Source organism: Thiothrix winogradskyi (assembly GCF_021650935.1).
GTDB lineage: Bacteria > Pseudomonadota > Gammaproteobacteria > Thiotrichales > Thiotrichaceae > Thiothrix > Thiothrix winogradskyi.
Window position 1 is genome coordinate 2,556,011 of record NZ_CP091244.1, and the last position, 17,222, is coordinate 2,573,232.

The 17,222-nt window shown below is 52.3% G+C and carries 17 protein-coding genes; 11 read left to right on the plus strand and 6 right to left on the minus strand.

The features are described from left to right. Positions 1–159 precede the first annotated feature (159 nt). The 4 genes from L2Y54_RS13045 (at position 160) to panD (ending at position 2,610) form a co-directional block, all read left to right on the plus strand. Complete coding sequence (locus L2Y54_RS13045) at positions 160–393, plus strand: hypothetical protein (protein WP_236496629.1); 234 nt, start codon at positions 160–162, stop codon at positions 391–393. Between the two features lie 104 nt (positions 394–497). Continuing rightward, positions 498–1,304 (plus strand): 3-methyl-2-oxobutanoate hydroxymethyltransferase, encoded by an 807-nt coding sequence (panB, locus tag L2Y54_RS13050; protein WP_236496630.1) that lies wholly within the window; start codon positions 498–500, stop codon positions 1,302–1,304. An 11-nt stretch (positions 1,305–1,315) separates the two neighbouring features. Next, a complete protein-coding gene (panC, locus tag L2Y54_RS13055; protein WP_236496632.1) occupies positions 1,316–2,182 on the plus strand; it encodes a pantoate--beta-alanine ligase in 867 nt (288 codons plus the stop codon). Between the two features lie 47 nt (positions 2,183–2,229). Then, a complete protein-coding gene (gene panD, locus L2Y54_RS13060) occupies positions 2,230–2,610 on the plus strand; it encodes an aspartate 1-decarboxylase (RefSeq protein WP_236496633.1) in 381 nt (126 codons plus the stop codon). Positions 2,611–2,987: 377 nt separating this feature from the next. Here the strand turns inward: panD and L2Y54_RS13065 are convergent, their stop codons facing one another. Continuing rightward, positions 2,988–3,431 carry a tetratricopeptide repeat protein gene (locus L2Y54_RS13065; protein ID WP_236496635.1) on the minus strand — a complete coding sequence of 148 codons (444 nt, stop codon included), beginning with the start codon at positions 3,429–3,431 and terminating at the stop codon, positions 2,988–2,990. A gap of 153 nt (positions 3,432–3,584) precedes the next feature. Between L2Y54_RS13065 and L2Y54_RS13070 the strand changes: the two genes are divergently transcribed. The 3 genes from L2Y54_RS13070 (at position 3,585) to L2Y54_RS13080 (ending at position 6,240) form a co-directional block, all read left to right on the plus strand. Continuing rightward, positions 3,585–4,706 (plus strand): anthranilate phosphoribosyltransferase, encoded by a 1,122-nt coding sequence (locus tag L2Y54_RS13070; protein ID WP_236496637.1) that lies wholly within the window; start codon positions 3,585–3,587, stop codon positions 4,704–4,706. A gap of 50 nt (positions 4,707–4,756) precedes the next feature. Then, a complete protein-coding gene (locus L2Y54_RS13075) occupies positions 4,757–4,954 on the plus strand; it encodes an Alvin_2107 family globule sulfur oxidation protein (RefSeq protein WP_028487893.1) in 198 nt (65 codons plus the stop codon). 161 nt (positions 4,955–5,115) lie between these two features. After that, on the plus strand, positions 5,116–6,240 hold the full coding sequence (locus L2Y54_RS13080) for a GNAT family N-acetyltransferase (protein ID WP_236496638.1): 1,125 nt from the start codon (positions 5,116–5,118) through the stop codon (positions 6,238–6,240). A gap of 7 nt (positions 6,241–6,247) precedes the next feature. Here the strand turns inward: L2Y54_RS13080 and glgC are convergent, their stop codons facing one another. After that, positions 6,248–7,516: a glucose-1-phosphate adenylyltransferase gene (gene glgC, locus L2Y54_RS13085; RefSeq protein WP_236496640.1), complete on the minus strand. Its 1,269-nt coding sequence runs from the start codon at positions 7,514–7,516 to the stop codon at positions 6,248–6,250. A 158-nt stretch (positions 7,517–7,674) separates the two neighbouring features. On the opposite strand from glgC, the gene L2Y54_RS13090 reads away from it, so the two are divergent. Further along, positions 7,675–8,370 carry a Crp/Fnr family transcriptional regulator gene (locus tag L2Y54_RS13090; RefSeq protein ID WP_236496641.1) on the plus strand — a complete coding sequence of 232 codons (696 nt, stop codon included), beginning with the start codon at positions 7,675–7,677 and terminating at the stop codon, positions 8,368–8,370. Positions 8,371–8,391: 21 nt separating this feature from the next. Here the strand turns inward: L2Y54_RS13090 and L2Y54_RS13095 are convergent, their stop codons facing one another. From L2Y54_RS13095 to trhA, 4 genes are all read right to left on the minus strand, one after another. Further along, positions 8,392–12,066 (minus strand): hydantoinase B/oxoprolinase family protein, encoded by a 3,675-nt coding sequence (locus L2Y54_RS13095; RefSeq protein ID WP_236496643.1) that lies wholly within the window; start codon positions 12,064–12,066, stop codon positions 8,392–8,394. Between the two features lie 72 nt (positions 12,067–12,138). Continuing rightward, a complete protein-coding gene (locus L2Y54_RS13100) occupies positions 12,139–12,747 on the minus strand; it encodes an RloB family protein (RefSeq protein WP_236496645.1) in 609 nt (202 codons plus the stop codon). Positions 12,748–12,762: 15 nt separating this feature from the next. Further along, positions 12,763–14,088, minus strand: a complete 1,326-nt coding sequence (locus L2Y54_RS13105; protein ID WP_236496647.1) for an AAA family ATPase — start codon at positions 14,086–14,088, stop codon at positions 12,763–12,765. Between the two features lie 113 nt (positions 14,089–14,201). After that, entirely contained in the window at positions 14,202–14,852 is a 651-nt protein-coding gene (gene trhA / locus L2Y54_RS13110) for a PAQR family membrane homeostasis protein TrhA (RefSeq protein WP_236496649.1), read from the minus strand. 119 nt (positions 14,853–14,971) lie between these two features. On the opposite strand from trhA, the gene L2Y54_RS13115 reads away from it, so the two are divergent. The 3 genes from L2Y54_RS13115 (at position 14,972) to L2Y54_RS13125 (ending at position 17,199) form a co-directional block, all read left to right on the plus strand. Beyond that, positions 14,972–15,190: a DUF2238 domain-containing protein gene (locus tag L2Y54_RS13115; protein WP_236496651.1), complete on the plus strand. Its 219-nt coding sequence runs from the start codon at positions 14,972–14,974 to the stop codon at positions 15,188–15,190. Positions 15,191–15,735: 545 nt separating this feature from the next. Then, a complete protein-coding gene (locus L2Y54_RS21895) occupies positions 15,736–16,584 on the plus strand; it encodes a transposase (RefSeq protein ID WP_414718475.1) in 849 nt (282 codons plus the stop codon). Positions 16,585–16,632: 48 nt separating this feature from the next. After that, on the plus strand, positions 16,633–17,199 hold the full coding sequence (locus L2Y54_RS13125) for a DUF2238 domain-containing protein (RefSeq protein WP_236496655.1): 567 nt from the start codon (positions 16,633–16,635) through the stop codon (positions 17,197–17,199). The last annotated feature ends 23 nt before the right edge of the window (positions 17,200–17,222 follow it).

Genomic DNA, 17,222 nt, shown 5'->3' on the forward strand with positions numbered 1-17,222 from the left:
ATACGGATTAGGTTGAACACTATGCATTATTTTTATGCATTATGCAAATTCTCAATAAATCATTTCCTGAACGATAAATGAACAAATTCATTAGTTTTTATTATTGGTTGTGGCTACTATTGATCGCGCTGATAAACAACACAATATGGAGCAAACCCCATGAAATCAATGAAAACCCTTCTTTGTGCCGCTTTGTTCGCTGCCTCACTTCAGGGCTGTGTGACCTTGGCAGCGCCAGAACTCAAACAAGATGAAAAAATTCAAGTGCCTGCAGTGGCTTATCAAGAGGATGTTGTTGAGCAAACCCCTGAACAGGTTTCTACTGAAGTGCTGGTAGAGGTGATGCGGGATGTGCTTGTCCCGATTATTACGGCTTTGATTGCCAGAGGCTAATAGTTATCTTGATTATCCCGCGTGTCATCATCAGTGGCACACGGGATACGCTTGCATGATAAACTGCACCGCAACATTTTAACCGATTTTGGGAGCTACCCCACATGAGTAAACCAACCGCCCGCGTGACTGTTACCACCCTGCGCAAGATGAAACGTGATGGTGAAAAGATCGTCATGTTGACCGCTTACGATGCCAGTTTTGCCAAGGTTTTGGATGAGCAAGGGGTCGATGTGATTCTGGTCGGGGACTCATTAGGCATGGTAATCCAAGGGCATGAAACCACCGTTCCTGTGACGATGGATGACATGGTTTACCACACCCGTGCTGTCACTAAAATGAGCCAACGCGCTTTAGTGATCGGCGATTTACCTTTTATGAGTTACACCTCACCCGAACTTGCCCTGCGTAATAGCGCCCGCTTGATGCAGGAAAGTGGCGCTCACATGGTGAAATTAGAAGGCGGTGCGCCGCAAGTGGCTACTGTCAGACAGCTTGCCCATCACGGCGTGCCGGTGTGTGCGCACTTGGGTTTGCAACCACAGTCGGTTCACAAACTCGGCGGCTATCGGGTGCAAGGTCGTGATGAGGCTGTTGCCAAACAAATGCTGGATGATGCCAAGGCCTTGCAGGATGCAGGGGCTGATATGCTGGTGCTGGAATGTGTCCCTGTCACGCTGGCGGCACAAATTACCCAAGCGCTGGATATTCCGACCATTGGCATTGGTGCGGGGCGTGAATGTGACGGGCAAGTGCTGGTCTTGCACGACATGCTTGGCATTTCACCGCGTGCACCGAAGTTTTCCCAAGACTTTATTGGCACAGGCGCAACCATTCCGCAAGCCGTGGCTGCGTATGTGCAGGCAGTAAAAACGGGTGCATTCCCCGCCGATCAACACTGTTTTTTCTAAAGAGCACCCTCATGATTATTGTTCAAGCCATTGACGCCTTGCGTGAAGAACTCAAAAGCTGGCGCAAAACGGGTGAAACCATCGCTTTTGTACCCACAATGGGGAATTTGCACGCCGGGCATATTGCCTTGGTGAAACGGGCGCAGGAACTCGGCAGCAAAGTGGTGGTATCCATTTTCGTCAACCCGACCCAATTTGACCGCAAGGAAGATTTGGCGGCATACCCACGCACTCTTGCTGAAGATTGTGCCAAATTGCAAGCGGGAGGGGCGGATTTGGTGTTTACGCCAACGCCTGCACTCATGTACCCAGGCGGCGGGCTGGCAACCAAAGTCGAAGTGCCGGGTGTCAGTGAATTATTAGAAGGTGCATCCCGTCCCGGTCACTTCACCGGCGTTTCTACCGTGGTGTGCAAGTTGTTTCACTTAGTGCAACCGGATGTCGCGGTGTTTGGCGAGAAGGATTTTCAGCAATTGATGCTGATCCGTCAGATGGTACGTGATCTGGATATGGATATTCTTATTGAAGGTTTACCCACCGTGCGTGAGGCTGATGGTTTAGCCATGAGTTCCCGCAATGGCTATCTGACAACCGCTGAGCGTAAAATCGCGCCCGGTTTTCATTTGACCCTCGGTGAAGTGGTTGACGCGCTGCACAAAGGCAGGCAGGATTACGCTGCTTTGCAGGCAGAGGCAGCTCAGACGCTGGTGGCACTTGGATTTCGCCCCGATTATGTCGAAATCCGGCGTGCGCTGGATTTGTTGCCACCTGCGGCAAATGATACCGATTTGGTGATATTGGGTTCGGCGTGGCTGGGTAAAGCACGTTTGATAGATAATATCCCCTTAACATTGAAAAAATTAACAGAAACATCATAATAGCATTGAGCAGAGTCGCTGCTTGATTGTTACCGGAGGAATCGCTAATGGAGCTGACGCTTCTCAAATCCAAACTGCACCGTGTTACCGTCACTCATGCTGAGTTGGACTACGAGGGTTCCTGTGCGATTGACGATAATTTGTTACGTATTGGCAATATTCGTGAATATGAGCAACTGCATATTTACAATATTACCAATGGCGAACGGTTTTCCACGTATGCCATTCGTGCGGAAGCGGGGAGCGGGATTATTTCAATCAATGGTGCGGCGGCACACAAGGCAAGCACTGGGGATCTGATTATTATTTGCACGTATGCAAGTTTTGCCGAGGCGGAAGCTAATCTACATAAACCACAATTAGTGTATGTGGATAGTCAAAACCGGGTAACGCATACAGCGGGGCAAATTGCGGTGCAAGCCGCTTAAGAGTTGTATTAAAATAATACACTTCGTCGGGAAAAAAGAAAAACCGAGCATTTGTTGTTATTCTTATTGCTCGGCACACATTGCAAAAAACGCTTTATTGTTATGATTCTCATCTGTTAAGGGTCTGCTCACCCGCGCTCAGATGGTTAAGGTAGTGGTCGGCTGTACGTACTTAACGTGCAGACCGACTGGCTTTCTCATAACAGTTCCATCGTTAGCCAAGGCTTCTTGTTGTTATTGTGCGCCCGTCATCCATGCCGTGCATCTTACGGGTTTGGGCTGAATCAGTACTTAATTCATTAATTTTATTAATCGCTATATTTTGTTGATTTATAAAAGCTATGGGGCTTAATTTAAGGTTCAGCTTTGACTGGTGTTTACCCTAGATCATCGAAGCCAGCGAGTTTATAGAGGCGTTTGGCTTCTGCTGCGTCTTGCGGAACACCGTTGCCTTGTTGGTACATGAGTGCCAATGTTGTTAGTGAACCTTGCAGCCCTTGTGCACCGGCTTGGCGAAACCACTTGGCAGCTTCTTCGCCATTTTTTTCCGCACATTCCCCTTCTAAATACATAAAACCCATGCCGTGTTGCGCTAAACCATAACCTTGTTCTGCTGATGCTTTCATCAATGCAAACGCTTTCGCATCATTGCGCACTGTACCGAGACCGTTTTGGTACATAATGGCACATAGGTGTTGTGCTACCTTGTCGCCTTGATCCGCGAATGGGGACAACATTTGCATGGCACGGGAAAAATGCTTGGCTTCAAATGCTGCCATGCCGCTGGCAAAATCCATAGACTCATTATCGATTTGTGACACGGGAATCTCCTTGAACGTAAAATCGGGTCTCAATCTTAGCGCATTCTGGTCTGTGTTCTGAAATAGCCCGCCGGGGTGTCAGTGTTACCCCTAGAGGGATATTCAGAAACAGGGACGCGCTTCTTAAACTTCCGCGATATGGAAAATGCCACGATGACTGATACAAATACCGAACGCAATTTAAAATTGCACATGCGCCAATGCATTCAAAAAGTAGCCACAGGTCCTGAATACAGTAAGGACTTGAGTTATGAGGATGCCTATTATGCGATGCGCCACATTTTAAGTGGTGACGCTGATCCGGTGCAGGTGGCGGTTTACTTTATTGCTTTGCGCATGAAGCGGGAAACCGATGAAGAAAATCGGGGAACCTTGCAGGCGTTGGTGGATACTTCCGTGATTCAGACCGCCGCAGTGGATGAAATCCTCGATGTGTCTGACCCGTATGACGGTTATACACGTGGTGTGCCAGCGTCTACGTTCGTGCCGGTGGTATTGGCAAGCATGGGTGTACACGCGGTATTGCATGGCTTAGAGCAAGTAGGTCCGAAATTCGGGGCGACTCACCACAAGGTATTGCAAGCGGCGGGTATCAATGTGAATCTGACCCCAGCAGAAGCCTTGGCGCAATTGGAACGGATCGGTTGGACTTACCTCGATCAACGCCAATTTGCTCCACGGTTGCATGATTTGATTCCTATCCGCCAGCGCATGATTAAACGTCAGGTGCTGACCACGGTAGAAACCATGTTAGGGCCGATTCGCGGGCGGGTGAAAACGCATTGCATGGGCGGGTATGTACATAAAGCTTACCCACCAATTTATGCGTCATTGGCACGGCAAGCAGGGTTTGATAGTGCTATGTTTGTGCGCGGTGTTGAGGGCGGGGTGATTCCTTCGCTGCAACAAGCGGGCAAGCTGTTCTATTACTACGACAAGGGTGACGTGCAACAGCGTGACCTTGACCCTAAAGAGTTTGGCTTGCAAGCCGACGTGCGTGCAGTACCGTTACCGGATGATTTGCCCGCCGCCCCAATGATAGGGGATGAGATTGCGACCACGGTTGACAGCGATGCCTTGGCAGCCAGAGCCGCTGCAATGGGTATCGCGGCACTGGGTGGCGAAACAGGTTTGATGTACGACAGTCTGGTATACTCCGCCTCGATCTGTCTGGCGCATTTGGGCCGTTACGGTTCGATACAGGAGGCCGCTGCTGCGGTACGTGCAACGCTGAACAGCGGTAAAGCACTGGAAACATTGCGTGCTGCGGCGTAAGAGGCATCACGTTTGGTTTATTTTCATTTTTGATTAGAGAGGACATGACAATGAATATGCAGTACTACAACGCTGTCGTAGAAATGGAAAAAGCAGGCGTTGACGCTGAATTCCTGCAAGGCTGGCAAGGTGGCTACCTGCTCAACCCAATGCGTGAAGAGCAGCGTCTGACTGAAGCCTATGAAGCGGGCTATGCTGCTGGTCAGGAAAAAGACATGGAAGCTTACAAAGAGTGGCTTGCTGCTTAAGCAATACACTGCATTGTCAGGATATAAAAAGCGGGCTACGTCCCGCTTTTTGTTGTCGCTCATATTGCTACGTTTGTCGGGTATTTGCTTAAGCTTATTGGCTCATTAGGAACACAATGGTGCGCATACAGTGATTCAATAACGATAAACGGGTATCCACTTTGATTACGCAACTAGTAACCGCCATACGTGAATTGCGTGATATTGTCCCGGCTTGGGACTTGCTCACACGCCAGGCACTTGAACCCAATGTGTTTTATGAAAGCTGGGCGTTATTGCCTGCCTTAGACGCGCTCGTGTCACCAGAACTGCCGGTTGTCGTGTTATTGGTGTGGGCGGATACTGCGCATTCACACCTAACGGGTTTATTGCCGCTGGTCAGAACCCAAACCTATCAGAAATTTCCTGCCTGTCATTGGATGAATTGGTTGCATCCGCATTGCCCGCTTGGTACACCCTTGGTGCATCAGGATTATGCGGAAGAAACCCTCCAAGCAATATTTGCTTGGTTGCATGAGCATTCGGGGGCTATGGCGTTTTCGCTGAATAAAGTCCCCACCGACGGTAAGTTTGCGCAGCAATTACGCTTGTTTACGCAGCAACAGGGTGGTTGGGTGAATGAGCGCGATACATGGGAACGTGCGGTATTGACCGCAGGGCTTTCCGGTGATGCGTATGTCAGTACCCATCAGCGTAAAAAGAAGCTTAAGGAATACAGTCGGTTGCGGCGGCGTTTGGAGGCGTTGGGGGAGTTGGAATGTCAGGCATTGCTGCCGGGGCAAAGTCACGGTTTGAGTGATTGGATCAAGGATTTCCTCAATCTGGAGCAACAAGGCTGGAAAGGGCGGGCGCTCTCAGCAATGGGATGCCATTCTGGCGAGCGTCAGTTTGCCGAAAACTTAATCCGCAATGCGGCAGCACAGGGGCAATTGATGATGCTGAAACTGTCCCTAGATGGTGAAGTGATTGCTATCAAGCTGAATTTGACCAGTGCGACCCAAGGCGGGTACGCACTTAAAATTGCCTACAACGAGGCTTACGCGGCGTATTCGCCCGGTGTGTTGTTAGAATTGGAAAATATTTATTGCACGCTGGATAACACGCCGTTGCTTTGGCTGGATTCGTGCGCCATTCCCAATCACCCGATGATTGACCATTTGTGGGCAGAGCGCCGTAAAATGGCCAATTTCCATATTAGTACGCATCGGGTGTTGAGCAAGCCTTTGTTACATACCATGCAACTCGTGAAAACGGCTTATCAGTATTACAAAGGGGCGCGTGCCTGAGCGTGCGTTAACCAACGCTGGCTGAACCTTTTTGCCCCAGCATTTCCGGTGTGACCAAGGTAATGCCCTTGGGGGTGACGCGGAAACGTTGGGCATCCGCTACCGGGTCTTCGCCAATCACCGTGCCTTCTGGTAAATCACAGCCACGGTCAATCACGGCGCGGCTGATCCGGCAATGCCGCCCGACCCGCACTTCGGGGAGTAACACCGAATCTTGCACGGTGCTATAGGAATGCACTTTGACATTCGAGAACAGCAGCGAGTTGATGACGGCAGCACCGGAAATGACGCAACCTGCGGATACCACGGAATCCAGTGCTTTACCTTCGCGGCCTGGATCACGAAACACGAATTTCGCCGAGGGTAGCTGGCGGTGATAAGTAAGGATAGGCCAAGTCTCATCGTACAAATTCAGTTCCGGTTCGACCGAGACCAATTCCATATTGGCTTCCCAGAAGGCATCAATCGTTCCCACATCGCGCCAGTAGGGTTGTTTGCCGGTTATTGGGTCACGGAAGGGGTAAGCGTATACCGCATGTTCCGCAATCAGTGAGGGGATGATGTCTTTGCCGAAATCGCGGCTGGATTCAGGGTTGGCAGCGTCTTTGTGCAATTGCTCAAACAAAAAATCGGTGTTGAAAATGTAATTCCCCATCGACGCTAAGGCAGTGTCGCTCGAACCGGGCATTGGGCAGGGTTCAGCCGGTTTTTCGTCAAACCCCACCACGCGGTGATGTTCATCGACCGTCATGACCCCAAAGCCTTTGGCATCTTCCAAGGGAACACCCACGCACGCTACCGTCATATCTGCGCCTTTTTCGACGTGATAAGCCAGCATTTCACCGTAGTCCATTTTGTAAATGTGATCCCCAGCGAGAACTAAGACATATTTGGGGCGTAAGGTTTCGACAATATCAAGGTTTTGGTAAATCGCATCGGCAGTACCCGCATACCAGTTGCCCGTGGTGCGTTGCGAGGCCGGTAACACTTCCACAAACTCGCCTAATTCCGTGCGGAAGTTTGACCAGCCGTGTACCAAATGCCGGATGAGGGAGTGAGCTTTGTATTGGGTGAGTACACCGATTTTGCGAATCCCAGAATTCACGCAGTTGGACAGGGGGAAGTCGATGATGCGGAATTTTCCACCGAAGTAAACCGCTGGTTTGGCGCGGCGATCGGTCAGTTCATATAAACGCGAGCCGCGCCCACCTGCAAGTACCAAGGCAAGGGTTTCACGTGTCAGCAGGCTGACGAAGCGCGGATTATTGGTTGTCATATTATGGTGCTCCCAGAGTCAGTTACGTATACCTGAGTGTAAGTTTACCTTAGGTTGATGTACTGACGCTGATGAGTCTGTTAAATTTTTGATAAATAGCAATGCATATTTATCAGTGCTCTCTAATACTGAAAACTGGTAAAGGAAGAGTAATTGTCATGGAATTACAGGTAAGCGGTGGGCAATTAAAGCGGTGTCCGGTGCATGAGTTCGCTTTTTTCAATGAGTTGGCGGAAGACATCCATCACATGCTGAGATGTGTCGAGAGTGACGCGCTTGACTACACTGCCGCTGAAACCATTTACCATGCAGGCGTCAGTGCCCAGCACCTGTATCTGCTGCATGATGGATACGTAAAATTATTTAAAACCAGTGAGAACGGTAAAAATCAAATTATCCGCATTGTGAGAGCCGGTGAAATTTTTGGTTTTGATGGTTTAGTCGATGTACGTTACAACCACAGTGCAGTGCCGTTGAAAGAGGCGAGTGTGTGCCGTATTGCCGTCGTTAACCTGAATGCCTTAGGTGTTTTCCGCCCCGAAGTTGAACGTTTGATCATGGCGCGTTGTATCCGGGAATTGCAGCACGCTGATGAGCGTTTGCTGGAACTGGGGGCAAAACGTTCTCAGGAACGCCTCGCCGGTTTCCTACTGTCATGGTGCGAAGCCACGCAGGTGAATAAATGGACGCCGTTGGTGCTTTCTCGTCTTGAAATTGCGCAATTTCTGGGCTTAACCATCGAAACGGTTAGCCGTTTGTTTGCACAGTGGAAGCGTGACGGTTTGGTGGTGGAGAAGCGCCAAGCTATCCAGATTCTTGACCGTAGCAAAATGGCGCTGTTAGCCAATAATTGATGGTGACAGGGGTAGGGCGTATTAAACGCCAAACCCGCCGCCGCCCGGTGTAGCCACTGTCAGCACATCGCCCGCTTCCACCTCCACCTGCGCAATCCCTTCCAGTGTTTGCAAATAGCCATCGGCACGTAATACACGATTCACGCCGCATTGCCCATTTCTGCCATCTGCCATGCCATACGGCGCAACCTTGCGATGCCCCGACACAATGCTCACGGTCATCGGTTCCAGAAACCGGGTTTTACGCACCACGCCATCACCACCGCGCTGTTTGCCGTTGCCACCCGAATGCGGGCGAATGTGAAACGCTTCCAACCGCACCGGAAATCGTGTTTCCAGAATTTCGGGATCAGTCAAACGCGAATTGGTCATGTGAGTATGCACCGCACTCGCGCCGTCCGCCTTCGCGGTTGCACCCGCGCCGCCGCACAGGGTTTCGTAATACTGGTGTTGTGCATTGCCCCACGTCACGTTGTTCATCGTGCCTTGCGCCGCGCCCATCATGCCGAGTGCGCCAAACAGCGCGTCGACCACGTATTGCGAGGTTTCCACATTGCCCGCCACCACTGCCGCCGGGTATTGCGGGTTCAGCATTGAGCCGGGGGGAATGATAATGTGCAACGGTTTCAAGCAGCCTTCGTTGAGCGGGATATTGTCTTGCACCAGACAGCGGAATACGTATAGCACCGCCGCGCGGGTAATCGCAGTTGGCGCATTCAGGTTGCCGGGGTGTTGCGGGCTGGTTCCAGTGAAATCCAGCGTGGCGGAACGGCTGGTTGCATCCACGGTAATCTGCACGCAAATGCGGCTGCCATCGTCCATGTCATATTGGAAACTGCCATCTTTGAGGCTGCCAATCACGCGCCGCACTGAGGCTTCCGCATTGTCCTGCACATGACGCATGTAGGCTTGCACCGTCGCCAAACCCATTTGCGCAATCATGCGGGTAAGTTCGGTTTCGCCACGGGTACACGCAGCAAGTTGTGCCTTCAAATCGGCGATGTTGTAGTCGATATTCCGTGCGGGGTACGCGCCGGATGCCAGCAATGCACGGATTTCAGCTTCGCGGAAATACCCACGCTCTACCAGTTTGACATTGGTTAGGAGGATGCCTTCTTCCTCAATCGTGCGGCTTTGCGGCGGAATCGAACCGGGGGTAATGCCGCCCACATCCGCATGATGCCCACGGGTGGCGACGTAGAAAATGATGGTGTTGCCACTTGCTTCAAACACAGGTTTGACGACGGTGATGTCGGGCAAGTGCGTGCCGCCGTGATACGGGTCGTTGAGAACGTAGGTATCGCCTGCTTGCATTTGCCCCATGTTGGCATGAATCACCGCCTTGATGCTTTCGCTCATGCTGCCCAAGTGAACGGGCATGTGCGGCGCGTTTGCCACCAGATTGCCGGACGGGTCGAAGATCGCGCAGGAAAAGTCTAGGCGTTCCTTGATGTTGACTGATACTGCCGTTTGTTCCAGCACGAAGCCCATTTGTTCGGCGATGGACATGAACAGGTTGTTGAAGATTTCTAGGCGGATGGGGTTGGGGGAGGCTTCCGCCTCCTTACCCCCCATCCCCAACCCTTCCCCCGCAAGGGGGGCAGGGCGTGAAGAGGAAGAGGGGAGTTGTTCCATTACCAGATTGCCCTGATGGGTCAGTTGGACTTTCCAACCCGGTTCAATCACCACCGTCCCGGTACTTTCCAAAATGACTGCGGGGCCGGTTATGGCTTGTCCGATTTGTAACGAATCCCTCTGGTAAAACGGCGTATCCCGCCATTCCCCACGCATAAACACCCGATGCGAAGTGATGTGCTCTTTGCTCCCTTCACCCCTTGCGGGGGAAGGGCTGGGGAAGGGGGGAAGTCGGGCTTCAGCCCGACCCGCAGCAATCCCCTCCACCTCAACACTCGCCACCATCAACGCCTTTTCCGCAGCCATAAACCCAAACCGCTGCCGATGCCCCCCCTCAAACGCAGCCCGAATCCCTGCCGCATCTTCTCCATCCCACGCTACCAGCAAACTCGAATCCGACCCCGCATAACGGCAATACAGCCGCGTTTCATGCCGTATATGCGCTGTGCTGACACCTTGGCTACGAATATGCGCCGTCGTTTCCGCCACCAATTCCGCCTGCCGTTGCTGCAAACCTACCAGCAGCACATCATCCAACACCGCTTCCACACTGCGCGTCACAATATGGCGCACATCCGCCAACCCCATGCCATACGCCGACAACACGCCCGCAAACGGATGCAAAAATACCTTACGCATTCCCAACGCTTCCGCCACCAAACACGCATGTTGCCCACTCGCCCCGCCAAAGCAACACAGCGCGTATTCGCTCACGTCATAGCCGCGCTGCACCGAAATTTTCTTAATCGCATTTGCCATATTCTCAACGGCAACGCTCACAAAACCTTCCGCCACTGATTCCGGCGACCACGCTCTTGCCTCCCCCTTTGCAAAAGGGGGATTGAGGGGGATTTTCTTCGTCAGTTCCGCAAATTTCTCTCGCACGACTGCCACATCCAGCGGCTCATTGCCTTCGCGCCCGAAGATGTGCGGGAAATAATCCGCCTGCAATTTGCCCAGCAACACATTGCAATCGGTGATGGTCAGTTCGCCACCGCGCCGATACGCCGCAGGCCCCGGATTGGCTCCCGCTGAATCGGGGCCAACGCGGAAACGTTGCCCATCGAAATGCAGGATGGAGCCACCACCCGCAGCGACGGTATGGATCAGCATCATCGGCGCACGAATCCGCGCCCCGGCAATGTGGCTTTCCAGCGTGCGTTCGTATTCGCCCGCAAAGTGGCACACATCGGTGGACGTGCCGCCCATGTCAAAGCCTATCAATTTGTCGAAACCCGCCGCCTGTGCGGTTTGCACCATGCCGACCACGCCACCCGCAGGCCCCGACAGAATCGCATCCTTGCCCGCAAAGTGATTCGCGTGGGTCAAGCCGCCGTTGGATTGCATGAAAAACAGCTTCGTCTTTGGCAATTCCCGCGCCACTTGCTCGACATAACGGCGCAACACCGGGGAGAGATACGCATCCACCACCGTGGTATCGCCGCGCCCCACGAATTTGATCAGCGGGCTAACCGCCTGGCTGGTGGAAATCTGGGTGAAACCGATTTCGTGGGCAATCGCCGCTACCAGTGTTTCATGCTGCGGGTAGCGGTAGGCGTGCATGAACAAAATCGCCACCGAACGCAAACCCTTGGCGTAAGCGGCTTGCAGGGCAGGGCGAATTTGCGCCGCATCCGGGGCTTGCAGGATTTCACCGTTGGCAGTGATGCGTTCGTCGACTTCCAACACGTCGGTGTAAAGCATTTGTGGCAATTCGATGTCGAGTGCGAACAGGTGGGGGCGTTGCTGATAACCAATCCGCAAAGCATCGCCGAAACCGCGAGTCGTCACCAGCAGCACGGGTTCGCCTTGGTGTTCCAGCAGGGCGTTGGTGGCAACGGTTGTACCCATCCGCACCGTGTCGATGTGTGCGGTGGGGATTGCTTGCCCAGCCTCCAACCCCAGCAAATCGCGAATGCCTTGAATCGCTGCATCGGGGTAGCGTTCCGGGTTTTCGGATAGCAGCTTGTGGGTGCGTAATGTGCCGTCCGGGGTTTGCGCCACGATGTCGGTGAATGTGCCGCCACGGTCGATCCAGAATTGCCAGCGGGCTTGCGTCATGGGGATGCTCCGATTGGTGTGATGGCGCATTTTACAAAAATTTGGCGAGACTGTCGGTAGAAATATCAGCGCTCAGGGTATTCCTGTATTTGTCCTGAGAATATTTTCCACTAGCCGGTAAACCGTGGTCATGCCAATCGCTCGTGGCCAGTCTGCACAGACCGGGTTATCACGTTGTTTGGCGCGTTGTATCGCCGCAGTAACACTATCCGGCGAAATTCTGCGCGTATCAATCCCTTTGTTGTAACCGGGTAAGTATTTCTCCAGACGTTCAGAACATTCGCGTGAACTGGCAATCGCATTGCCATCCTCAAAATGTAGCAGCAACCAGTACTCAAATTTCGGGTTACTCAAGGCAAATCCGTAATTCGTGCGTTGTAATGCCCACGCATGAAGCTGTTGCAACTGGCTATCTGTCCACTGATCTTTGTCAACGACCAGCCATGCTTCATCCGACGATTGCAGGCTTTCTTTGTTGAGATAGTCTGTCATCCGCTTCAACACTTGTGGGGGCGAACTATCGTGATTGCCTTTTATGCAATTCACCCTGATGACGGATTGTTTGTCATTAAATAACGCAAAGTATTGTGGTTCGGTTTTTGCTCCTTCCACTGCAATGACAAACAGTTTGCGGTAACGCCGTTCGCCAAGGGGGCGAGAAAAGGTTCTTCTTTTTGCCATCGTGTTTTACCGACCTTATAGGGCTGAACAGGGTGCAAGTAACGTCGCACCGGAAATGCGTGGCACACCACCCAGCCGCCCTTGCAGGTAGCTTTTGCGGATGTCCTTGTCGTAGCGGATGTCACGGTATTCGCTGAAGGAAACCAGTGTGGAACAACCAGCGGCATCGCGTTCTGCCACCCACATTTCATCGCGCCGTAACAAGTCTTGCTCCATCAACAGCACATCATGAGTAGTAAACAGCAACTGCGCCCGGCTGTCAGTGGTGCAATTGGCAAGGTAGTATTCTAGCAACTGCCGGGTCAGGACAGTGTGGAGGCTGCGGTCAAGCTCGTCGATGATGTAAACCTTGCGGCTGGCGGGAGCGGACAAGTCCAGAAAAGCGGGCAGCAAGTCAATGACCCGCTGGGAACCGTCTGATTCCTGACTGATTTCAAAGCGGGCGTCGGTTTCGCCTTGCCGGGTGTGGAATGTCACCAGCTTTTTGGCCGTCAGTTCGCCATCTTTCATGGAAATAAGGAAACGTTCATTGTCTGCCGCGTCCAGCAGGCGCACGGTTTCGGTTTCTTTGACCTCTTCCAGCAGTTTGTTTCTGAGTGTTTCGGACAGGGAAAGGGTTTCAAACGGAATTTCCACTTCGCCCAGCCGGGCAATGCCAGTATCTAGCTTGGGGAGCAAGGCATTCATGGTGGCAAAATACGGGTGGCTTTCATCCAGATATTGCTCGAAGGCTGCAAAGCGCGTGTCGGGGGCAACCAGTTCCAGCGTGTCTTTGAACCAGTCATACACTGGGCGAAAGGTGTCTACTTTTTGCGATACCGCATTGGTGAGGAAGAGCTGGTTATCCCGCGTTCCCTGAAAGGCAAACTGGAGAAACGGGTCTTTTTTGAGTGATTCATCAAAATTGGGTTTGCCGTCGCGGCGCTCGTACAGCACTTTTTCGCTGGTGCTGCTGATTTGCACCAGTTTTTCTTCCAGCACGGCTTTGCGGTTCACGGCAAAGCTGAAGGCGTAAATGGTTTCATCCACCAGCAATTCAAACGCAAAACGGGTGGGTTGGGTGGCTGCCGCCTTGTCCAGCCGGAATGGTTCAACTGGGATCAGGCTGTCAGGTTGCGTGCCTTTGACTATTAGCCATTGGGCAAAGCGCAGTGCCTTGAAAAAGTTGGTTTTACCGGACGCATTCCCGCCGTAGATGGCAGCAATGGGTAGAACGCGGGTCTGGTATTTGGCGAGTTTCGGCACTCGTTCACCGTGCTGGCGTTCGCGACTGGCAACCATCGAAAAGGTGGTCGGGTGGCGGAAAGACATCCAGTTTTCGACTGTGGCGGTGATGATCATGGCTACACCTTGCGTTAAAAAATCGTATTACCTAGGGTAATCTTAGCAAGGTTAGGAATATATTGCTTAGTTAAAGAGAAAAAATCTCTTTTGTGATTAGAGAGATCACTAAATTACGCCGGGATCACATACACCGCAATCGCCACGCAATGGCAAGCAGCCCCGCCCAGCACGAACAGATGCCAAATAGCATGGGTGTAGTGGTATTGCTTCGCCGCATAAAACAGCGCCCCAACCGTATAGGCAAGCCCGCCCGCCACCAGCAGCGCAAAACCGGGGGTTGGCAACGCCACATACAGCTCATACACCACCAGCAACGACAACCAGCCCATCAGCAGGTAAATCACCAAGGATGCGCGTTTCAAGCGGTGGATAAAAAACACCTTGAACAACACCCCAGCCACTGCCATTCCCCAGATCACAAACAGCAGTACCCGTGCCAATGGGGAATGCAGGGTAATCATCAAAAACGGCGTATAAGTTCCCGCAATCAGCACAAAGATGGCGCTGTGATCCAGCCGCTTCAACACCGCCTTGACGGTCGGGTGATAAAAACTGTGGTACAGGGTGGAACACAGGAACAAAATGATCAAGCTCGCGCCATACACAGCTACCCCGGCTATATTGGCGGCGTCTAGTGTCCCTGACGCTTTCACCATCATTAAGGTCAATGCCACAATCGCTGCTGCGGTACCCAAGCCATGCGTGACGGCATTGGCAATTTCTTCACCTAGACTGTAATGGGTAATGTTTTTGGCTTGCATCGAAATTTCCTCAGATGGTCGATGAATCATCAATATACCACGGAGATCCACTCCGTGCTTAACAGCACTCGTCGCGCTATCATCTACCAATAGAATAGCCAACAGGACGCCCGCAACGTATGTTAAAAACACTTTGGCTCGGTATTTTTGCTGCCACGCTGCTGTGGTCAGGTATTCACCCGAAAGACTACTTCACGTGGTTTTTGGAAGTTGTGCCTGCACTGATTGGGCTTGTAGTGCTGGCGTTTACCTACAGGTCATTTCCACTCACGCCGCTGGTGTACGTGCTGATCCTGTTTCACTCAGCAATTCCCGCCGATCTTAAAATGACTGTATAATCATGGTCTTGTAAAACGAGTCACTGTGCAACGAAATGCCTGCAAAACCACCTCCCCTGCCTCTTGTCGGTAGCCTGAAGCTACGCAAGACTCTCTCAGCCCCCGGATTGCTGGAACGTGTGCGTGGCTGTTTCAGCGAAGTCACTGAACACCGCAAAACCAAACCCGACTATCCCTTGGTTGACGTGTTGATGTCAGGGCTTGCCCTATTTTCGTTGAAAGACGGCTCACTGTTGCAGTTTGACAAACAGCGCGGGGACAAGGCACGACGGCACAACCTGAAAACCCTGTTTGGCATCCCCGATGCTCCCTGTGACAGCCAAATGCGTACGGTATTAGACGGGGTAAAACCGCAGCGTCTGCGCCCGGTGTTCCGCGCCATCCATCAGGAACTGCAACGGCAAGGCATACTGGAAGGCTACCGTTTTCTAGGAAAGTATTTAGTCAGTATTGATGGAACAGGTATTTTTAGCTCTGGGGCTATCTCTTGCCCGGATTGTTGCATTAAGACACACAAGGACGGACGTGAGGAGTATTACCACCAGATGCTGGCGGCAGTGCTGGTTCACCCTGACAAGAATACCGTATTACCCTTTTTCCCAGAGGCTATCACCAAGCAGGATGGCAGCAAGAAAAATGATTGCGAACACAATGCCTCTAAACGGCTCATCCCCCAATTGCGCCAAGACTTCCCGCGCATGGAGATGATCCTGCTGCAAGATGCCCTGTCCTGCAATGCGCCGCACATCCGTCTTCTGAAGTCAAACGGTTACAGCTTTATCATTACCGCCAAAGCCCGTAGTGGCAGCCTATTACTGAAGACGGTATTGGACGGGTTAGCCAATGGCAGTACCCAAGAATTGGCAGGCACGACAAGCAAAAAGTTACGGTGTGGCTACCGTTATGCCAACGACATCCCGCTCAATCATGCCAACCAAGACGTGCGGGTCAACTACATCGACTACTGGGAGGAACGCCCCGACGGTACAACCTTTATCTATGACTGCGTGACTGACATCCCCCTCACCGCCGACAACGTGGCGGATGTGGTACGCGCAGGCCGTTCCCGCTGGAAGGTGGAGAACGAAACCTTTAACACCCTTAAAAACCTCGGTTACAACCTCGAACATAATTACGGTCATGGCAAGCAACACCTTTCCACCGTGTTCGCCACCCTGATGATGTTGACCTTCCTGATCGACCAGATACAGGAAGCTTGCTGCCAGTACTTCCAAGCCGCCCGCACCCGCTTACAGAGCCGTACCGCATTGTGGGAGAAGATGCGCGGGATGTTCCGTGAGCATCTGATTAGCGATTGGGAGTCCTTCTATGCTGCCATCATTTGGGGTTACGAACATGCCGACCTGACACCCAAAGGCATTCGCAGCGGATGAAAATCAGGCTTGAGGGTACACTGGGGTTTTCCAACAGGGTGTTGGGTTATGCAAAAGTCAGGCGGTATTCGGGCAGGCTTTCAGGGCTTGGAGGGTATGGTTGTGCCCGTAAAAATCAAAGCCCTCGCAGGTCTGCGAAGCTCTGATTACCGATGGATAGCGGGAATTGCTGTGTTTCACTGCATCATCTTGATGGTGGGTGGACACTACACCTACGCGGAAGTGCCGCTGTTTGACTGGTTCAAGGAATGGTTCGGCTTTGAGCGCAACAATTACGACAAAGTGGGGCATTTTGTGCAGGGTTTTGTGCCTGCGCTGATTGCCCGCGAAATCCTCATCCGCAAAGCCATCATTAACGGGCGCGGCTGGATGAATTTCTTCATTGTGAGTTTCTGTCTGGCATTCAGTGCGCTCTACGAGCTGATTGAATGGGCGGTCGCGGAATTTTCGGGCGAATCGGCTGAAGCGTTTTTGGGTACGCAAGGTTATGTGTGGGATACGCAATCGGATATGGCGCTGGCGTTACTGGGGGCTGTGGTTGCGCTGGCGGTGTTGGGGCGGTGGCATGATCGACAGATAGCATCAATCAGAAATACCCAGAAAATGCTATCCTAGCTCCATCGCCACTGAAAACAGAA

Coding starts and splice junctions, on each gene's coding strand:
- L2Y54_RS13115 (WP_236496651.1), top strand. CDS start 14,972: ATGTTAAAAACACTTTGGCTCGGTATTTTTGCTGCCACGCTGCTGTGG.
- panC (WP_236496632.1), top strand. CDS start 1,316: ATGATTATTGTTCAAGCCATTGACGCCTTGCGTGAAGAACTCAAAAGC.
- L2Y54_RS13045 (WP_236496629.1), top strand. CDS start 160: ATGAAATCAATGAAAACCCTTCTTTGTGCCGCTTTGTTCGCTGCCTCA.
- L2Y54_RS13100 (WP_236496645.1), bottom strand. CDS start 12,747: ATGGCAAAAAGAAGAACCTTTTCTCGCCCCCTTGGCGAACGGCGTTAC.
- L2Y54_RS21895 (WP_414718475.1), top strand. CDS start 15,736: ATGCTGGCGGCAGTGCTGGTTCACCCTGACAAGAATACCGTATTACCC.
- L2Y54_RS13105 (WP_236496647.1), bottom strand. CDS start 14,088: ATGATCATCACCGCCACAGTCGAAAACTGGATGTCTTTCCGCCACCCG.
- L2Y54_RS13090 (WP_236496641.1), top strand. CDS start 7,675: ATGGAATTACAGGTAAGCGGTGGGCAATTAAAGCGGTGTCCGGTGCAT.
- L2Y54_RS13095 (WP_236496643.1), bottom strand. CDS start 12,066: ATGACGCAAGCCCGCTGGCAATTCTGGATCGACCGTGGCGGCACATTC.
- panD (WP_236496633.1), top strand. CDS start 2,230: ATGGAGCTGACGCTTCTCAAATCCAAACTGCACCGTGTTACCGTCACT.
- L2Y54_RS13125 (WP_236496655.1), top strand. CDS start 16,633: ATGCAAAAGTCAGGCGGTATTCGGGCAGGCTTTCAGGGCTTGGAGGGT.
- glgC (WP_236496640.1), bottom strand. CDS start 7,516: ATGACAACCAATAATCCGCGCTTCGTCAGCCTGCTGACACGTGAAACC.
- trhA (WP_236496649.1), bottom strand. CDS start 14,852: ATGCAAGCCAAAAACATTACCCATTACAGTCTAGGTGAAGAAATTGCC.
- L2Y54_RS13070 (WP_236496637.1), top strand. CDS start 3,585: ATGACTGATACAAATACCGAACGCAATTTAAAATTGCACATGCGCCAA.
- panB (WP_236496630.1), top strand. CDS start 498: ATGAGTAAACCAACCGCCCGCGTGACTGTTACCACCCTGCGCAAGATG.
- L2Y54_RS13075 (WP_028487893.1), top strand. CDS start 4,757: ATGAATATGCAGTACTACAACGCTGTCGTAGAAATGGAAAAAGCAGGC.